The organism is Caballeronia concitans (assembly GCF_001544615.1).
GTDB classification, from domain to species: Bacteria; Pseudomonadota; Gammaproteobacteria; order Burkholderiales; family Burkholderiaceae; genus Caballeronia; species Caballeronia concitans.
The window spans coordinates 66709-84521 of record NZ_FCNV02000007.1; the positions used below are offsets into that span (position 1 = coordinate 66709).

Genomic DNA, 17813 nt, shown 5'->3' on the forward strand with positions numbered 1-17813 from the left:
AAGAGCGATGCGCTTGGCAATATGAACCGTGCTGCCATAAGCGTTTGCCCCAAGCAGTTGTCCTGCATCGCTACAGCGCGCATTGCACCTGTAGCGAAAGTGGACAGCGAGCGTGCAGCGCGTATGAGCGATTGCACCCGTGCATGCGTGCTGCGCGGGCTTGTCGCGCGATGGCATGGAACTCGCAGAGCGGATCGTGCGGCGGCGAGCATCGCAGCATCGCCGGCCGTTCATATCGACATGCGAGGAGCACATAGATGAATCATGCAGAGATGCAGTTCCTGAGCACGGACTATCCGTACAAGAAGCAGTACGGCAACTTCATCGGCGGAAAGTGGGTGCCGCCCGCGGGCGGCGAGTACTTCGACAACATTTCGCCCATTACCGGTGAGCCGTTCACGTCGATACCCCGCTCGCGCGAAGCCGATATCGAAGCCGCGCTCGATGCCGCGCATGCCGCGAAGGCATCGTGGGCGAGGACGTCGGCGGCGGATCGCGCGAACGTGCTGATGAAGATCGCGGACCGCATGGAAGCGAACCTCGCGCGGCTCGCGGTCGCGGAATCCATCGACAACGGCAAGCCCTTGCGCGAGACGATGGCGGCGGACATTCCGCTCGCCATCGATCATTTCCGCTACTTCGCGAGCGCGGCGCGCGCGCAGGAAGGCTCGATCTCGCAGATCGACGACGATACCGTCGCCTATCACTTCCACGAACCGCTCGGCGTGGTCGGGCAGATCATCCCGTGGAATTTCCCGATTCTGATGGCCGTATGGAAGCTCGCGCCCGCGCTCGCAGCGGGCAATTGCGTCGTGCTGAAGCCGGCCGAGCAGACGCCCGCGTCGCTGCTCGTGCTGCTGGAAATCGTCGAGGACTTGCTGCCGCCGGGCGTCGTGAACGTGGTGAACGGCTTCGGGCTGGAAGCGGGCAAGCCGCTCGCATCGAGCAAGCGCATTGCGAAGATCGCGTTCACGGGCGAGACCACGACGGGCCGGCTCATCATGCAGTACGCGAGCCAGAACCTCATTCCGGTGACGCTCGAACTGGGCGGCAAGAGCCCGAACATCTTCTTCGCGGATGTCATGAACGCCGACGACAGCTACTTCGACAAGGCGCTCGAAGGCTTCACGATGTTCGCGCTGAATCAGGGCGAAGTGTGCACGTGTCCATCGCGTGCGCTGATCGAGGAATCCATCTACGAGCGATTCATGGAGCGCGCGTTGAAGCGCGTCGCGGCCATTGCGCAAGGGCATCCGCTCGATACGAAAACGATGATCGGCGCGCAGGCATCGCAGGAACAGTTGGAAAAGATCCTGTCGTATATCGATCTCGGCAAGCAGGAGGGCGCGCAATGCCTGAGCGGCGGCGCCCGCAATGCACTCGACGGCGAACTTGCCAACGGCTACTACGTGCAGCCGACGGTGTTCCGCGGCCACAACAAGATGCGTATTTTTCAGGAGGAAATCTTCGGTCCGGTCGTCTCAGTGACGACGTTCAAGAACGAAGAAGAAGCGCTGGAAATTGCCAACGACACGCTCTATGGACTGGGCGCAGGCGTATGGACGCGCGACGGTACGCGGGCGTATCGCTTTGGCCGCGCGATTCAGGCGGGCCGCGTGTGGACCAACTGCTATCACGCGTATCCGGCGCACGCGGCGTTCGGCGGCTACAAGCAATCGGGCATCGGCCGCGAGAATCACAAGATGATGCTCGATCACTATCAGCAGACGAAGAACCTGCTTGTCAGCTATAGCGACAAGCCGCTCGGCTTCTTCTAAACCTTGCGCGAAGAGAGCCGCTGCATCGAAGGGCGGCTCGGGGAATGTCATGAGCGAACAGGAAGTCTTGCGCGTCGTCGCGACGGATGCGGCCATCGCGTTGATCGAAAAGCTCGTCGGGGAGCATGGCGCGGTGCTGTTTCATCAATCCGGCGGATGCTGCGACGGCAGCGCGCCGATGTGCTTTCCCGCGAACGAGTTCATCGTCGGCGGCTCGGACGTGAAGCTCGGCGACATCGCGGGCGTGCCGTTCTACATGAGCGAATCGCAATTCGAATACTGGCAGCATACGCAGCTCGTCATCGATTGCGTGCCGGGCAACGGCGGCATGTTCTCGCTCGAACGTCCTACGGGACTGCGCTTTCTGACGCGTTCCCGCCTCTTCACCGATGAAGAGAACGCGTGGCTCGACAAGCATCCCGTCGAGCACGCGCAATGAGCGCGATACTCACCAGCGCGGCGCGCGTTTCTCGATGAACGCCTGCGTGCCTTCTAGCGTGGCCTCGTCCATCATGTTGCAGGCCATCGTCTCCGACGCGAGCGCATACGCCCCTTCGATGCCCGTTTCGAGTTGCCGATAGAAAAGCCGCTTGCCCGCCGCGACCGCTTCACGCGGCTTGCTTGCGATGCTTGCCGCGAGCGCGCTGACTGCATCGTCGAGTTCGGCGAGCGGCGCAACGCGATTTACTAGGCCGCGTTCGCGCGCCGTATGGGCATCGATGAAGTCGCCCGTCACGAGCATCTCGAACGCGGCCTTGCGCGATACGTTGCGCGAGAGCGGGACGCTCGGCGTGGCGCAAAAAAGCCCGAGATTGACGCCCGATACCGCGAAGCGCGCGTCGTCCGATGCCACCGCGAGATCGCACATCGCGACGAGCTGACAGCCCGCCGCCGTCGCGATGCCATGCACGCGCGCGATCACCGGCTGCGGTATGCGTTGAACGGTCAGCATCATGCGCGAGCAGCGCGCGAAGAGATCGCGATAGTAGTCGAGCGCGGGCTGCGCGCGCATCTCCTTGAGATCGTGGCCCGCACAGAACGCACGCCCCGCGCCGGCAATGACCACGACCCGCGCATCCGATTCGCCGATGTCCTGCAACGCATGTTCCATTGCATCGAGCATGGACTCGGACAGCGCGTTGAACGCTTGCGGCCGGTTCAACGTGAGTTTCACCGCGCCTTTTATGCCGTATGCATCGTGTTCCAGCAGGACGAGTGCTTCGTTATCGCTCATCGATGCTTCCTTTAAACGTCGATTGCCGCAACCGAGCCCGCGCGCTTGCGCAACTCGTACTTCTGAATCTTGCCGGTCGATGTCTTCGGCAACTCGCAGAATTCGATTGCACGCGGCACCTTGAAGCCCGCGAGATGCGCCTTGCAATGCGCGATGAGATCCGCCGCGCTCACTTCTGCGCCAGCCTTGATTTCGACGAACGCGCAAGGCGTCTCGCCCCAACGCGCATCCGGCTTCGCGACAACAGCGGCCGCGAGCACCGCCGGATGCCGATACAGCACGTCTTCCACCTCGGTGCTCGATATGTTTTCGCCGCCCGAGATGATGATGTCCTTGCTGCGATCCTTGATACGCACATAACCATCCGGATAGCAGACGGCGAGATCGCCGGTATGGAACCAGCCGCCGCGGAACGCTTCCTCGGTGGCCTTCGCGTTCTTCAGATAACCCTTCATCGCGATGTTCCCGCGAAACATGATCTCGCCGATGGTTTCGCCGTCGTTGGGCACGGGCTGCATCGTGAGCGGATCGCACACGCCGACCGCATCCTGCAAGTGATAGCGCACGCCTTGCCGCGCATTGAGCCGTGCGCGGTCGCTGATGTCGAGCGCGCTCCATTCGGCCTGCTGCGCACAGACGGTCGCGGGTCCATAGACTTCGGTGAGCCCATACACGTGCGTCAGTTCGAAGCCGAGCCGCTCCATGCCTTCGATCATCGCGGCAGGCGGCGCGGCGCCCGCGACCATCGCGTGTACCTTGTGCGCGATGCCTTGCTTCATCTCGTCCGGCGCATTGACGAGCAGGTTCTGCACGATCGGCGCGCCGCAATAATGCGTGACGCCTTCGCTGCGGATCAGATCGAAGATGGCCTTGGCATCGACCTTGCGCAAACAGACGTTCACGCCCGCACGCGCCGCCACGGTCCACGGGAAGCACCAGCCGTTGCAATGAAACATCGGCAAGGTCCACAGATACACCGCGTGCTTCGGCATGTCCCATTCGAGGATGTTGCTCACCGCATTCGTATAAGCGCCGCGATGATGGTACACAACGCCCTTCGGATTGCCCGTCGTGCCGGACGTGTAATTCAGGCAGATGGCGTTCCACTCGTCCGATGGCGGCGACCACGCATAGTCGGGATCGCCGCTCGCGAGCAGCGCTTCATAGCCGATCTCGCCGATAAGATCGCCTTCGCCCGTGTATTGCGGATCGTCCACATCGATCACGATGAGCGACTGCGGCACGTCCGCAAGCGCCTTCTTCACCACTCCGGCGAACTCGCGATCGACGAGCACCGCCTTGGCCTCGCCATGCGTGAGCATGAACGCGAGCGTCGCGGCATCGAGCCGCGTGTTGAGCGTGTTGAGCACGGCGCCCGTCATCGGCACGCCAAAGTGCGCTTCCACCATTTCCGGCGTGTTCGGCAGCATGGCCGCGACCGTATCGCCCACGCCGATGCCGCGCGCCGCGAGCGCCGATGCGAGGCGTCGCGTTCGCGCATACGTTTCGGCCCACGTGCGCCGCACATCGCCATGCACGACGGCAAGCCGCTTTGGATACACGGACGCCGCGCGCTCGATGAAAGTCAGCGGCGTCAGCGCCGCGAAGTTGGCCGCTGTCTTGGGAAGGCCTTCGTCATACATATGGGCGGTCATGGTTGTCTCCTCACCGTGTCTTTCGCGGATGCCGCTCATATTACGCGCGCCTGACAGCGCCGCGCATCAGGCCTGATCGTCCAGTTTCACTTCGAAGCCGCGCTGCACGCCGGGTCGCGCAAACAATGCTTCATACCAGCGTTTGACGTTGGGAAAATCGTCCAGCGATACTTGATGCCGCTCGTGCCGCCACGCCCAGCCGAGAATCGCGAAGTCGGCGACGGACAACGCGCCCGCGACGAATTCCACTTCGGCGAGACGCCGGTCGAGCACGCCGTAGAGGCGTCGTGTTTCATCGGAATAGCGCTTGAGGCCATAACGGCGATCGCTCTCCGCTTCGACCATGCGGAAGTGATGCACTTGACCGGGCATCGGGCCGAAGCCGCCCATTTGCCACATCAGCCATTCGAGCACCGGTACGCGCTCGCGCAGGCTCGCGGGAAGAAACTGCCCGGTCTTTTCGCCGAGATATAGCAGGATCGCGCCGGACTCGAACACGCTGATCGGCTGGCCGTCGGGACCATCGGGATCGACGATAGCCGGAATGCGGTTGTTCGGGCTGATGCGCAGAAACTCGGGCGCATGCTGCGCGCCCTTCGTGATGTCGATGGTCCTGACCGTGTAGGGCAGTTGCATCTCTTCCAGCGCGACGCTGATCTTGCGTCCGTTGGGCGTGTTCCATGTATGCAGTTCGATGGTCATGTCGGTATCTTTTCGATGGATGCGTTCAGGTCAGTTCGGGCGCGATGTAGCGCTGGAATCCCGCGCGTTGCGACTGTTGCGCGTACCAGCGTTCGAGGTCCGGCAGCGCGGGGCGCTCCAGCTCCGCGATGCCATACCACCGGCGCGCATAAGCGGCCACGACGAGATCCGCGAGCGTGAACGCGTTGCCTTCGAGAAAGTCGCGGTCTTTCAGATGAGCGTCGATCACGCGCCACAGCGTTTCGACTTCGCGGGCGTCGGCTTCGAGCTGCTTCAAATGGCGCTTGGCCGCAGGCGTGCGGATGTAGCCCCAGAACACCGGGCGCTCCGCCGGTTGCAGCGTGGACAGCGTCCAGTCGAGCCAGCGGTCGACGCTTGCGCGCAGCTTCGGGTCGGCGGGATAGATGGCGTTGTCCGCGCCGTATTGCATCGCGAGATAGCGGATGATCGCGTTGGATTCCCACAGCACGAAGTCGCCATCCACCAGCGTCGGCACGCGGCCCATTGGATTCATCGCAAGGTATTCGGGTTCGTGATTGCGCCCGAACTGCATGCCCGCGTCGATGCGGTCGTACGCCAAGCCCAGTTCGTCACAGCACCACAGCACTTTCTGCACGTTGACGGAGTTGGCTCTGCCCCAGATGGTCAGCATCGGATGTCTCCCTCTTCAATAGTCTGTCGTTTTCTTCAAGCATAACGGCTATTAAGCGCGGGCTGCAATCGGGCTTTGCATGAACGCTTGAGCGGATAAGGCGTCGCCAAGCGTTCGTGGTCTGTGGGCTTGCCCACGTTCGGTCGTCGACTTGCATCGCAATGATGGACGGACACGAACGCTGGCGAGCGGCGTCAAGCAAAACAATATGCTAAGGATGACGAATAAACGTGCGGCCGCCTTCAGACGTTCATGGCGATGGCTACGCCCGTCCCGATCACTTGCCGCCTGTTGCGTAAACCACCACAGTTTGCGCGCCCGCGTGCCCGCGCCGATGCGTTGCGATATTTGATGTGATAAAAGTCCGCGTGCTCATCGCGTTTCCATTGCAGACGCGCGCAACGGGCGCATCACATTGAACAGAAATAAACGCATAGACACTATGAAGACGATCACCTCGCGCGCGGCCACCGCGTTTGCCGCATCCGCCATTGCATTCGCCTGCCAATCCGCGTTCGCGCAAAGCTCAGTGACGCTGTACGGCGTCGCCGACGTGAGCGTGCGCTATCTGACCAACGCGAACGCCAGTAACGACGGCAAGCTGTTCATGACGAACGGCGCAATCACCAACAGCCGTATCGGGCTGAAAGGAACGGAAGATCTCGGCGGCGGCCTGAAGGCGATTTTCCGCCTGGAAAGCGGCGTGGAACTGAACAGCGGCCAGTATTCGGACAGCCAGCGCGCGTTCAATCGCGCGGCCTATGTCGGGCTCGCGAACCAGTATGGCGCGCTGACGCTCGGCCGCCAGAAGACGCCGCTCTTCGACATGCTCGGCGACACCTACGATCCGCTTACCGTCGGCAATTACTTCGAGAACGCGTGGCTGCCGGTGGCGCTCGGCGCCGGCTTGTATGCGGATAACGCGGTGAAGTACGAGGGCACGTTCGCGGGCCTGTCCATCGGCGCGATGTACTCGTTCGGCACGAACTCCACGTCGACCGGCGCAGGCGGCTTCTCGGGCCAGGTGCCGGGACATCTCGGCGCGGGCAACATGTACGGCTTCACGGCGTCGTATGCAGTGGGGCCGTTGTCGATCGGCGGCGGCTATCAGCAGAACAGCGACAACGCCAGCAACAAGCAGAAGATCTGGAACGCGAACATCGTCTATACGGTCGGGCCCGCGAAGCTCTATGCCGGCTATCTGCATTCGACGGACGACACCGGCTTCGTCGACAGCCTGCTCGCGCAACGCAACCTCGTGTCCGGCGTGGACATTCTCAAGGGCTCGGGCCGCCGCGACGATGGCCCGTTCGCCGGCGTGACGTGGCAAGTGACGCCCGCGCTGCTGCTCACGGGCGCGTTCTACTACGACCACATGAAGAACGCCGCCATCGGCGGTGGCGAGACGGGCAGCGGCAATCGCTACACGGGCGTCGCGGTCGCGGAATATGCGCTGTCCAAGCGCACCGAAGTCTACGGCACCGTCGACTTCAACAAGGTGACGGGCGCGGGCGTCGTGGAATTGCCGGGCCGCTCGAATCAGACGGGCGTGTCCCTGGGACTGCGCAACCTGTTCTGATCGATGCCGGTGGTGTCGGCATGTCTTGCGGGCGCGAAACTTGCGGCGTAGCGCCCGGAGCCAAAAATCAAAGGAGACAAGGATGCCCGACACCACTCATCCGGACCCGTGCAGGCTGGGCGTCGCGTTCATCGACGCTCAGTTGCTCTCGCTTTGCACGCATGCCGGCTTGCTCGCCGACTGGATCGAAAATGGCGAGCGCGCGCCGGACTTCAGCGCGCTCGCGCGATTGATCGAGCATCGGCATGCGAAGCCCGAAGCGCACACGCATAGCGAAGACGGCATGCCGATGAAGAACGATCCGTCCGACGCCTTGCAGCCGTGGCCTTCGCTGCCCGATGCCTCGCAGCGCATGTCCTTCGCGCTGCGCGTGCCGTGTACGAATGCGATTCTCGCGGTGGCGGATTTCTTCGACGTGCATCGGCTGTCGAGTTCGCGCACGCCCGAAGTGCAGTTCCTCATGCGCCTGCGCGATGCGGCCGTGAACGGCGGGCGCTTTCGCATCGGCGTCGATGAGTATGTGCCGCACGCGGCGTATGGCGGTCTCATCGTCGACAAGACGATCGACGGCAAAGCCTTGTTCAGCGATGGCGGGGAAACGGGCTTCATCGCGTTCGGCGATGTGGTGGGTTTGCTCGCGTACTTGCGCAAGCTCCTGAAGAGCATGCAGGCAGTGATCAGTGCGGGCGATGCCGGATAACGCTTGACAGAAGCGGCCGCATGCAACGTACCGCACGCGGCCGCGATGCTTATTGCGCCGGCGCGGTCTTGTGATGCTTGTGGTGCTTGTGCGTCTTGCTATACGCCGGGCGCTTCTGGCTGGACGGATAAGCGGCCGTTGCGAACGAGAGGCTCGGTGCGGCGAAAGCCGCGAGCACGAACAGCACGAGAGTCTTTTTGATGGCAGTTTTCATCGGATGCTCGGTAGTGATTCGTGAATGACGCGATGGCGAACGATCATTCGTGCGCGTCGCGGGCAATGTCGGCACTGCGCTGATCAGTTTAACCGCGTAAAGCGTTGCCGCGTCATGCCGCATCGACGGTGTTGCGGATTCACCGCGCCCGACGCTTCACGCTCACGCATTCGGTCCTTCGGGCAGCTTGCGCTGCCACGCGACTGCAATCGCGCTGCCGACGATCAACGCAATGCCCGCAAGCGAGAGCGGCTGAATGATCTCGCCCCACGCGACGTACGCGAAGAGCGCGGCCCACGCGATGCTCGTGTAGTTGAACGGCGCGAGCGCCCCGGCGTCCGCGCGCCGATACGCGACCGTCATCAGCAATTGTCCTGCCGTCGCGAATGCGCCGAGCAGCGCCATGACGACGAGCGCCTGAAGGGTCGGCGTCTTCCAGCTGAACGCGAGCGTGCACGCGCTCACCGCGGTGCCGACCGCGCTGAAAAAGAGCACTGTCGTGCGCGAATCGTCGGTGGCGCGAATGCGCTTGATCTGCATGATCGAAAGCGCGCCGAACATGGCGCTCGCCAGCAGCAGCAAAGGTCCGAACCACGTCGATTCGCCGCCGCCCGGCCGCACGACCAGCAGCACGCCCGCGAAGCCGATGCACGCGGACCATGCGCCGCGCGTCGTGAGCTTTTCCTTGAGGACGAACGGCGCGAGCACGACAACGATCAACGTCTCCGAATACGCGATGGCGACGGCCTCGCCGAGCGGCATGAACGGAAGCCCCGCGAAAAAGAAGCCGGACGCGCCGAGCAGCGTGAGCGCGCGCCACGTTTGCCCTTTGATGTCGAGCGATCTCATGCGATCGGCGAACGACCGCTTGCCGACGCAGCACATGACGAACGCCGGAATAAGCCCGAACAGCATGCGAAAGAAAGTCACTTCGTTCGCCGGATACTGAAGCGCGACGACCTTCGCGAGCGCATCGACGATAGCGAAGCACAGCATCGACGTGAGAATGTAGCCGATGCTCGCAAGCGAAAGATGGCCGTTACGTGTGGCGGTTATCGACGGCATGTCGTGTTCAATGTTTCGATGAGCGTGGCGCACGCATCGCGCGTTTGGCGGCCGGCTTGCGCGGCTTCGGCTCGACGCCCACGCGCGGATCGCGTGCGAGCACGAGCGCGGTCAACTGTTCGGCGACGGCCTCGAAGTCCGGGCTTTCCTGCGCCACGTAAAGCCACTTGCCGAGCACGGGATGCGGTTGCAGCGCGGGTATCTCGTCGATGAGCGCGGCATGCCGCTCCCGCGACGTGCACACGAGCAGGCCATTCCACGGCTTCTCGCGATCGGCGGCGACGAGGCACAGCAAGCCGTCGATATACGCGGCATCGCAACCGAACATGCGTCTGCGGATGTAGGTCGCATCGCGCTCGAAGGCATCGAAGATCCAGAGCAGGGAATTGCGAATGGTGGCGGGCATCGTCGTTCAGTGTGTCTGCGCCGGCTGGCAATCCGTTTGGAACCAGCCATCGATTCGACGCTGCGCCACTTGAAGATCCTCGGGATAGTACGGGTCGTACCACTTCGACGGATCGTAACCGGCTTGCCTCAGCGCGGTCAGTTCGCTCGCGTTGCGTTCGCGCGAAGGCGGCGCGTGGTTGCGCAGCGCGGCGAGATCGCGGCATTGCGTTTCTGAGAGATGCCGCGCATTGTCGGGCGTGGCGCTCGCGGCGCAACCCGCCAGCACGAGCGCCGACGCGAAGATCATCGGGAAGAGTTTGATGAAGTCGTTCATCCCGCGTTTTCCTTCAGGGCGATGTCGATTTTGCGTGCGATGCATCGTCGTAGACTGTGTCGAATTTTTCAAGCGAGGAGTGGATATCATGACTACCGGCACCGTCCATCTGCACCGCGTCCTGCGCGCGACGCCCGAGCGCGTCTATCGCGCGTTCCTCGAACCCGAAGCCATCGCGAAGTGGCTGCCGCCCTACGGCTTCACGTGTCAGGTGCATCACATGGATGCGCGCGAGGGCGGAACGCACAAGATGTCCTTCCGCAATTTCAGCACCGGACATGGCCACTCGTTCGGCGGCGAGTATGTCGAACTCGTGCCGTTCGAGAAGCTGCGCTACACGGACCGTTTCGACGATCCGAACCTGCCCGGCGAGATGCACGTCACCGTTTCGCTGCGGCAGGTATCGTGCGGAACGGACCTGACCATCGTGCAGGAAGGCGTGCCCGAGGTCATCCCTCTTGAGATGTGCTATCTCGGCTGGCAGGAGTCGCTGCTTCAGCTCGCAAGACTCGTCGAGCCGGATATCGCCGAATGATGCGCAATACGCGGCCCGCGCTCACGTGTGTCATGCGTGTCACGCGTGCTCAGGGCCGCGCCGCGACTTCGTCCAGATGGGCGAGCAGGTCGGCGGGATCTTCGTACACGCGCAGCGCGCCGGATCGCTCGAGTTCGTCGCTGCCGTAGCCGCCCGATAACAGGCCGACGCCAAGCGACCGGCAGCGCCGCGCCGCGAGCATGTCCCAAATGCTGTCGCCGACGACGACCGTATGCTCGATCGGCACGTTCAGACGTTCGGCGGCGGCGAGGAACAAGTCGGGGTCGGGCTTCGCGTACTTCACGTCGTCGCGCGTGATGACGACCTGCTTCGACGCATCGACGCCCAGCGCTTCCAGATTGACCGCCGCGGTTTCCATGCGTCCGCTCGTCGCAATGGCCCAGCGCGTGCCCGCGTCCGTCAGCGCGGCGAGCAGCTCGCGCGCGCCCGGCAGCGGGCACACCTGCGCGCGCAGCCGCTTGTACGCTTCGGCATGCAACTGGCGCAGCCGCTCGACGCGATCCGCGCTGATCTCGCCATGCGTCTCGCGAAGCAACTGATTGGTGAAGAGCCCGCCGCTCATCCCGATCTTGCGATGAATGCGCCACACCGACAGTTCGATGCCCTCCGCATCCAGCGCTTCCTTCCAGGCCAGCACGTGTTGATAGACGCTGTCGACGAGCGTGCCGTCGAGGTCGAAAAGAAACGATGTTTCGATCCGCATGTTCTTGCTCCGATGATGAAGTCTCATGATACGCACGATCCTCAGCCCAAGGGGCCGCCGCACCGCAACGATGCGATAATCGATGTTCGCGCCGCTCGTCGGCAATGAAGCGGAAAAACCGCATCGAACCTGCATTTCAAGCATTTATACCGCATGACGGAGCCCATTTTGAGCCGCATCGACAATCCCGCTCGCGACCAGGAGGCCGGCGTCGCCGACTCCACGCAAGATACGACCCGCATCGACGACACGCGCATCGGCGCGGTGCGTCCGCTGATTTCGCCGGCGCTGCTCATCGACGAACTGCCGGTCACGCCCGGCGTGCAGACGCTCGTGGAAGAGAGCCGCGCGTCGATTGCGAACATCCTGCACGGCCGCGATGACCGGCTCGTGGTCGTCGTCGGACCGTGTTCCATTCACGACCACGATCAGGCGATGCAATACGCCGAGCGCCTGAAAAGCGTCGCCGAGCGCCTGCGTGACGATCTTTTCATCGTGATGCGCGTGTACTTCGAAAAGCCGCGCACGACGGTCGGCTGGAAGGGCTATATCAACGATCCGCGTCTCGACGGCAGTTTCCGCATCAACGAAGGCCTGCGCCGCGCGCGCGAACTTCTGCTCGATATCAGCGGCCTCGGGCTGCCGACCGCCACCGAATTCCTCGACCTGCTGAGCCCGCAGTACATCGCCGATTTGATCGCGTGGGGCGCGATCGGCGCGCGCACGACGGAGAGCCAGAGTCATCGGCAGCTTGCTTCGGGGCTTTCGTGTCCGATCGGCTTCAAGAACGGCACCGATGGCGGCGTGCAGGTCGCCGCCGATGCGATCGTCGCGGCGAGCGCGAGCCACGCGTTCATGGGCATGACGAAGATGGGCATGGCCGCGATCTTCGAAACGCGCGGCAATGCCGACTGCCACGTGATTCTGCGCGGCGGCAAGAAGGGCCCCAACTACGACGCCGACAGCGTGAACGCAAGCTGTGCAGCGCTCGCGACGCTCGGCCAGCGCGAACAGGTGATGATCGATTTCTCGCACGCGAACTCGAACAAGTCGCATCAGCGTCAGGTCGATGTCGCCGAGGACGTCGCGCGGCAACTGTCGGCGGGCGAGAAGCGCATCACGGGCGTCATGATCGAAAGCCATCTCGAAGAAGGCCGGCAGGACCTGAAACCGGGCGTGCCGCTGAAGCACGGCGTATCGATCACCGATGCGTGCCTCGGCTGGACGCAGACCGAGCCGGTGCTGGAACTGCTCGCGGAAGCGGTGAGAAAGCGCCGGGCGCGATGAACGTTGGATGAACGCCGTCGCGCTCAGGCCGCGGCGGCGGCATTCAACGCATCGACGAGCGCGAACGGATCGTACGGCTTGCGCACTTGAATGGCGCGCGGCAACGCCTTGCGTTCGTCATCGCTCAGTGCAAGTTCGTAGCCCGTCACGAACACGACGCCCAGCGCGGGCTGGTCGCGACGCGCGGCCATCGCCAGTTCAACGCCCGATTTCCCCGCCAGATCCACGTCCGTCAGCAAGACGTCGAAGCGATGCTCGCGTAGCAGCGTCATCGCTTCATCCACGCTTGCCGCTTCCATCAGATCGAGCCCCATCGTGCGCAGCAGTTCGGCGCTGCTCGTGCGAACGAGTTCGTTGTCTTCGACGAACAGCACGCGCCGGGCGGCAAGCGCGTCTTGCTGCGCCGTCTCCGGCTCTTTAGCGGGCGCATCGCCGGATTCGGTATCGTGCACGTTTCGTCCGAGCACGAGCCGGACCTTGCGTGCAAGCGCCTCGTGCGTATAAGGCTTGCTCAACAGGTCGATGCCTTCGTCGAGCCGCCCCGCATGCACGATCGCGTTGTCCGTATAGCCCGACGTGAACAGCACGCCGATGCCCGGCACGCGCTCACGCGCCTTGCGCGCGAGTTCGGTGCTGCGCAGCGGCCCGGGCATCACGACATCGGTGAAGATCAGGTCGATGGGCACGCCGCTTTCGACGATCGCGAGCGCGCTCATCGCGTCCTTCGCGCGCAGCACGCGATAGCCGAGATCGGCCAGCAGCTCGACCACGGTGGCGCGCACTTCCTCGTCGTCCTCGACCACGAGGATCGTTTCGGTGCCGCCCTTGGCCGGCCCGGCTTCGACGTTCGTTTCGAGGTCTTCTTCCTCCCGCGCGCGCGGCAGGTAAATGCGCACCGTGGTGCCGTGCCCTTCCTCGCTGTACACCTTCACGTGCCCGCCCGACTGCTTGACGAAGCCGTACACCATCGAAAGTCCGAGGCCCGTGCCCTGGCCTTCGCGCTTCGTCGTGAAGAACGGCTCGAACGCGCGTTCCTGCACTTCGGGCGACATGCCCGCTCCCGTGTCCGTGACCGCGACCATCACGTACTGGCCGGGCAATACATCGACGTTGCGCAAGGCGTAGGTTTCATCGAGCGATGCATTGCCCGCCTCGATGGTCAGCTTGCCGTGGCCGTTCATCGCGTCGCGGGCGTTGATCGCGAGATTGAGCAGCGCGTTCTCGACCTGGAACGGATCGACGAGCGTATTCCACAGGCCGCCCGTGATGACCGTTTCGATCTCGATGCCGTCGCCGAGCGCGCGGCGGAACATGTCGTCGAGACCGCGCACGAAGCGGCCCAGATTGACGACCTTCGGCGCGAGCGGCTGGCGTCGCCCGAATGCGAGCAGTTGCGAGGCGAGATTCGCGCCGCGCACCACGCCAGCGAGCGCGCTGCGCACGCGCTGCTCGGCTTTCTCGTGGCCCGCGACATCTTTCACGAGCAGTTGCAGGTTGCCGCCGATCACTTGCAGCAGGTTGTTGAAGTCGTGCGCGACGCCGCCCGTCAGCTTGCCGATGGCCTCCATCTTCTGCGCCATGCGCAGCGCTTCTTCGGCGTGACGCAGCGCATCGGCGGTTTCGCGGTCGGCGGTGACGTCGCGGCCCACGCCGTGAATGCGCCGCGTGCGCGGATCGAGCGACAGCGTCCACGCGATCCAGCGCCATCCGCCATCCATGCGCGCAAGGCGGCATTCATAACGCACCGGCGTGCCGCTCGCCCGCAGGCGGTCGATCTCGAATTCGGCGGCGGCCGCGTCGTCGGGATGCACGAGTTCCAGCATCGTGCGTGCATGCAGACGCTGCTCATCCATGCCGAGCACCGACGCCCACGACGGACTCACGCGCAAGAGCGCGCCGTCGAAGCTCGCGATGACGAACAGGTCTTCGCTCAGTTCCCAGAGCCGGTCGCGGTCCGCGACGACTTCCGTCACGCGGCGCTCCAGCGTTTCGTTGAGATCGCGCAGCGCGGTCTGCGCCTTGGTGCGCTCGGCGATTTCGTCCTGCGCCGCCTGAAAGAGCCGCGCATTGTCGATGGCGATGGCCGCCTGTGCCGCGATGCCTTCGATGATCTGCTCGGCGCGTTCATGGAAAATATCCGGCTCCGGATGCCCGAAGAACAGGCCGCCGAGCACTTCGCCCGTGCGCGACACGACCGGCGCGGCGAGATAGCTGCGCACCGCGAGATGGCCCTTCGGCATGCCGTGATGCGGCGCGTTGTGGCCGTATCGCGGGTCCTTCGTGATATCCGCCGAACGGACGATGCCTTCGCCGCGGAACGTCGGCCCGAACACGGATGTGTTGCGCGGCATCGGGAACTTGGAGAAGCTGTCCTTCGGCACGCCTGAGAGCGCGTACAGCGTGTAGCTGCCGCCTTCGTTGTCGAGCACGTTGTAGAAGAACGAGCCGAACGCCGCGCCGGTCAGTTCCGTGGCGGCGTCCGTCACCACCTGCACCGCGCGCGACAGATCGAGTTCCGCCGCGATCGTCGTGCCCACGCGGTTCAGCACTTCCAGCACGCGCGAATCTTCGCGAAGTTTGCGCTCCGTTTCCTGCCGAAGCCGCGCGAGCCGCAGATTGCTCGATACGCGCGCGAGCAGTTCGCGCGCGGAGAAGGGCTTGGTCAGATAATCGTCGGCGCCGGCATCGAGGCCGCCCACGCGCGCTTCTTCGCCCGCGCGCGCGGACAGCAGCACGACCGGCGTCTCGCGCAGCGTCTCGTCCTCGCGCACCGCGCGCAGCAGGCCGAAGCCGTCGAGACGCGGCATCATCACGTCCGACACGATCACTTCCGGGCGCAACGCGCGGGCGGCTTCGAGCGCGGCGGCGCCATCGGCGGCGACGATCACGTCGTGGCCCGCCGACGCCAGCATGCGGCGCATGTAGTCGCGCAGGTCGGTGTTGTCGTCGACCACGAGCACGCGGCCTGTCAACGCCGCATCGCCTTCGGCATGCGCGAGCGGCGCGTTGATGTCGCTGATCGCGTCGATGGCTTCGTTCGCCGCATCGGACGTCCAGCGCAATGCGGCGTCGACGTAGCTGCGCGCGCCGCTGCTCGCTTCGGCGCGCGAGGCGTCGTCGCGCACGACGGCCGTCGGCTGCGCGGCGGGCAGCGTGACCCTGAAGCACGCGCCTTTGCCCGGCCGGCTCTCCACGCCGATACGCCCGCCATGCAGCTTCACCAGCTCGTGCACCATCGCGAGTCCGATGCCGCTGCCTTCCACCGAACGCCCCGTCGCGCCCGCCACGCGATGAAAGCGCTCGAACACGCGCTCGAGTTCGTCGGCGGGAATGCCGATGCCCGTATCGCGCACGCACATCTCGATCTCGCTGTCACCGCGCGCGTGCAGGGACACGATAATCGCGCCGTCGAACGTGAACTTGAACGCGTTCGACAGCAGGTTCATCACGACCTTCTCCCACATGTCGCGGTCGATGTCCGCGAGAAGCGGCGTGTCGGGAATATCGGTGCGAAGCTCGAGCCCGGCGGTTTCGATCGCCGAGCGAAACAGCGACGCAAGCTCCGCGGTGAACGCGGCAATGTCCGTCGTCTGGCGATGAATCTCGATGCGCCCCGCCTCGATGCGCGAAAAGTCGAGCAGCGCGTTGACGAGCTTCAGGAGCCGCAAGCCGTTGCGATGAACCATCTCGACGAGCCGCACGTCGCCGGGCGCGACGCGCTCGTGATTGGCGAGCATCTCTTCGAGCGGGCCGAGCATCAGCGTGAGCGGCGTCCTGAACTCGTGGCTGATGTTCGAGAAGAACGTGGTCTTCGCGCGGTCGATTTCCGCGAGCGCTTCGGCGCGGCGGCGTTCTTCGTCGTAAGCGTGCGCGTAGCCGATCGCCGCGCCGATCTGCCCGGCGACGAGATTCATGAACGCGCGATAGCCGTCGTCGAACAGGCGATACGGATTCAGCGCGACGACGAGCACGCCCGCGTGGCCGGTCTCGCCGGTCGGCGCGATCGGCATGAGGACCGCGCGCGTGGGCGCGGCGTTCCATGCGCCGCTCGGCAACGGCGCATCGATATGTTCGTGCAGATTCGTCACGAGCCGCGACTGGTTATCGCGCAGGACTTCGTGGATCGGCCACGGTTCGCGTTGTCCGGCGTGGACGGTCTCGGGCGCGGCGGGATGCCCCGGCGCGATGCCGCATGCGCCGACGAGCGTCGCCGTCTGATTGCCCGGCTCGGCGGCGTAGAGCAGCGCGAACGGCATGTCGCGCGGCGCGTTGCGCAGCGCCTTCATCGAGCGTTCGCAGGCTTCCCGCCAGGTGCGCGCATCGGCGGCGTAGGTCGCGAGTTCGCGCAGCACGAGAAGCTGGCGCTCGCCGAGCACGCGTTGCGTGTCGTCGCTGTTCGCGCAGATGATGCCGCCCGCGCCGCCCCGGTCGTCGGGAATCGGGCTGTAGGAGAACGTGTAGTACGTTTCCTCCGGGAAGCCGTTGCGCTCCATGATGAGCAGCTTCTGTTCGACGAACGTGCCTTCGACGCCCGCGAGCGCGGTATCGAGCAGCGGCCCGATGTCGTTCCAGATCTCGCGCCATACGGCCGAAGTCGGCTGGCCGAGCGCATGCGGATGCTTGCCGCCGATGATCGACTTGTACGCGTCGTTATAGAAGAACAGCAGGTCGCGGCCCCAGCCGATCCAGATGGGCTGGCGCGACGTCAGCATGATGCGGATGGCGGTCTTGAGACTTTGTGGCCAATGGACCGGCTCGCCGAGCGTGGTTTGTGTCCAGTCGAAGCCACGGATGAGCACGCCCATCTCGCCGCCGCCGAGGAGAAAGCTCGGGTCGCCGGGGCGCGATGTCATATCCGGGATCAGATTGCTGGAATCCATTGACGCTGTAGCTCCTCACTGTCTATCGATGCGGCCATTCAACGCCGCAGGGTGACGTTTCTTTTGGGATAAAGCTTCGGAATTTTC

General features: G+C 64.2%; 16 protein-coding genes. 6 read left to right on the top strand and 10 right to left on the bottom strand.

What is annotated here, in order from left to right; translation table 11 throughout:
- Nucleotides 1-257: 257 nt before the first annotated feature.
- Nucleotides 258-1778, top strand: coding sequence for an aldehyde dehydrogenase (gene adh / locus AWB72_RS17195; RefSeq protein WP_040049091.1), 1521 nt, complete (start codon nucleotides 258-260; stop codon nucleotides 1776-1778).
- Between the two features lie 49 nt (nucleotides 1779-1827).
- Complete coding sequence (locus AWB72_RS17200; RefSeq protein WP_040049092.1) at nucleotides 1828-2217, top strand: DUF779 domain-containing protein; 390 nt, start codon at nucleotides 1828-1830, stop codon at nucleotides 2215-2217.
- A gap of 9 nt (nucleotides 2218-2226) precedes the next feature.
- On the opposite strand, the gene AWB72_RS17205 is transcribed toward AWB72_RS17200, so the two are convergent.
- The 4 genes from AWB72_RS17205 to AWB72_RS17220 all read right to left on the bottom strand — a co-directional run bounded on the left by AWB72_RS17205 (nucleotide 2227) and on the right by AWB72_RS17220 (nucleotide 6021).
- Nucleotides 2227-3012 (bottom strand): enoyl-CoA hydratase, encoded by a 786-nt coding sequence (locus tag AWB72_RS17205; protein ID WP_040049093.1) that lies wholly within the window; start codon nucleotides 3010-3012, stop codon nucleotides 2227-2229.
- 11 nt (nucleotides 3013-3023) lie between these two features.
- Nucleotides 3024-4667, bottom strand: coding sequence for an acyl-CoA synthetase (locus tag AWB72_RS17210; protein WP_040049094.1), 1644 nt, complete (start codon nucleotides 4665-4667; stop codon nucleotides 3024-3026).
- A 66-nt stretch (nucleotides 4668-4733) separates the two neighbouring features.
- Nucleotides 4734-5369 carry a glutathione S-transferase family protein gene (locus AWB72_RS17215; RefSeq protein WP_040049095.1) on the bottom strand — a complete coding sequence of 212 codons (636 nt, stop codon included), beginning with the start codon at nucleotides 5367-5369 and terminating at the stop codon, nucleotides 4734-4736.
- A gap of 25 nt (nucleotides 5370-5394) precedes the next feature.
- Nucleotides 5395-6021 carry a glutathione S-transferase family protein gene (locus AWB72_RS17220; protein ID WP_040049096.1) on the bottom strand — a complete coding sequence of 209 codons (627 nt, stop codon included), beginning with the start codon at nucleotides 6019-6021 and terminating at the stop codon, nucleotides 5395-5397.
- A 442-nt stretch (nucleotides 6022-6463) separates the two neighbouring features.
- On the opposite strand from AWB72_RS17220, the gene AWB72_RS17225 reads away from it, so the two are divergent.
- Together AWB72_RS17225 and AWB72_RS17230 are read left to right on the top strand one after the other, a co-directional pair.
- Entirely contained in the window at nucleotides 6464-7600 is a 1137-nt protein-coding gene (locus tag AWB72_RS17225) for a porin (protein WP_040049097.1), read from the top strand.
- A gap of 82 nt (nucleotides 7601-7682) precedes the next feature.
- Nucleotides 7683-8300: a hypothetical protein gene (locus AWB72_RS17230; RefSeq protein WP_040049098.1), complete on the top strand. Its 618-nt coding sequence runs from the start codon at nucleotides 7683-7685 to the stop codon at nucleotides 8298-8300.
- A 49-nt stretch (nucleotides 8301-8349) separates the two neighbouring features.
- Here the strand turns inward: AWB72_RS17230 and AWB72_RS28925 are convergent, their stop codons facing one another.
- The 4 genes from AWB72_RS28925 to AWB72_RS17245 all read right to left on the bottom strand — a co-directional run bounded on the left by AWB72_RS28925 (nucleotide 8350) and on the right by AWB72_RS17245 (nucleotide 10300).
- A complete protein-coding gene (locus AWB72_RS28925) occupies nucleotides 8350-8514 on the bottom strand; it encodes a hypothetical protein (RefSeq protein ID WP_159459379.1) in 165 nt (54 codons plus the stop codon).
- A 162-nt stretch (nucleotides 8515-8676) separates the two neighbouring features.
- Complete coding sequence (locus tag AWB72_RS17235) at nucleotides 8677-9579, bottom strand: DMT family transporter (RefSeq protein WP_040049099.1); 903 nt, start codon at nucleotides 9577-9579, stop codon at nucleotides 8677-8679.
- A gap of 7 nt (nucleotides 9580-9586) precedes the next feature.
- Nucleotides 9587-9985, bottom strand: a complete 399-nt coding sequence (locus AWB72_RS17240) for a hypothetical protein (RefSeq protein ID WP_040049100.1) — start codon at nucleotides 9983-9985, stop codon at nucleotides 9587-9589.
- Between the two features lie 6 nt (nucleotides 9986-9991).
- A complete protein-coding gene (locus AWB72_RS17245; protein ID WP_040049101.1) occupies nucleotides 9992-10300 on the bottom strand; it encodes a DUF4148 domain-containing protein in 309 nt (102 codons plus the stop codon).
- Nucleotides 10301-10388: 88 nt separating this feature from the next.
- Here AWB72_RS17245 and AWB72_RS17250 point away from each other — a divergent pair, with 88 nt between their 5' ends.
- Nucleotides 10389-10835: an SRPBCC family protein gene (locus tag AWB72_RS17250; RefSeq protein ID WP_040049102.1), complete on the top strand. Its 447-nt coding sequence runs from the start codon at nucleotides 10389-10391 to the stop codon at nucleotides 10833-10835.
- 49 nt (nucleotides 10836-10884) lie between these two features.
- Here AWB72_RS17250 and AWB72_RS17255 read toward each other — a convergent pair whose 3' ends face one another.
- Nucleotides 10885-11559 carry an HAD family hydrolase gene (locus AWB72_RS17255; protein ID WP_040049235.1) on the bottom strand — a complete coding sequence of 225 codons (675 nt, stop codon included), beginning with the start codon at nucleotides 11557-11559 and terminating at the stop codon, nucleotides 10885-10887.
- A 168-nt stretch (nucleotides 11560-11727) separates the two neighbouring features.
- Here AWB72_RS17255 and AWB72_RS17260 point away from each other — a divergent pair, with 168 nt between their 5' ends.
- Nucleotides 11728-12846, top strand: a complete 1119-nt coding sequence (locus AWB72_RS17260; RefSeq protein WP_040049236.1) for a 3-deoxy-7-phosphoheptulonate synthase — start codon at nucleotides 11728-11730, stop codon at nucleotides 12844-12846.
- Nucleotides 12847-12869: 23 nt separating this feature from the next.
- On the opposite strand, the gene AWB72_RS17265 is transcribed toward AWB72_RS17260, so the two are convergent.
- A complete protein-coding gene (locus AWB72_RS17265) occupies nucleotides 12870-17726 on the bottom strand; it encodes a response regulator (RefSeq protein WP_040049103.1) in 4857 nt (1618 codons plus the stop codon).
- Between the last annotated feature and the right edge of the window lie 87 nt (nucleotides 17727-17813).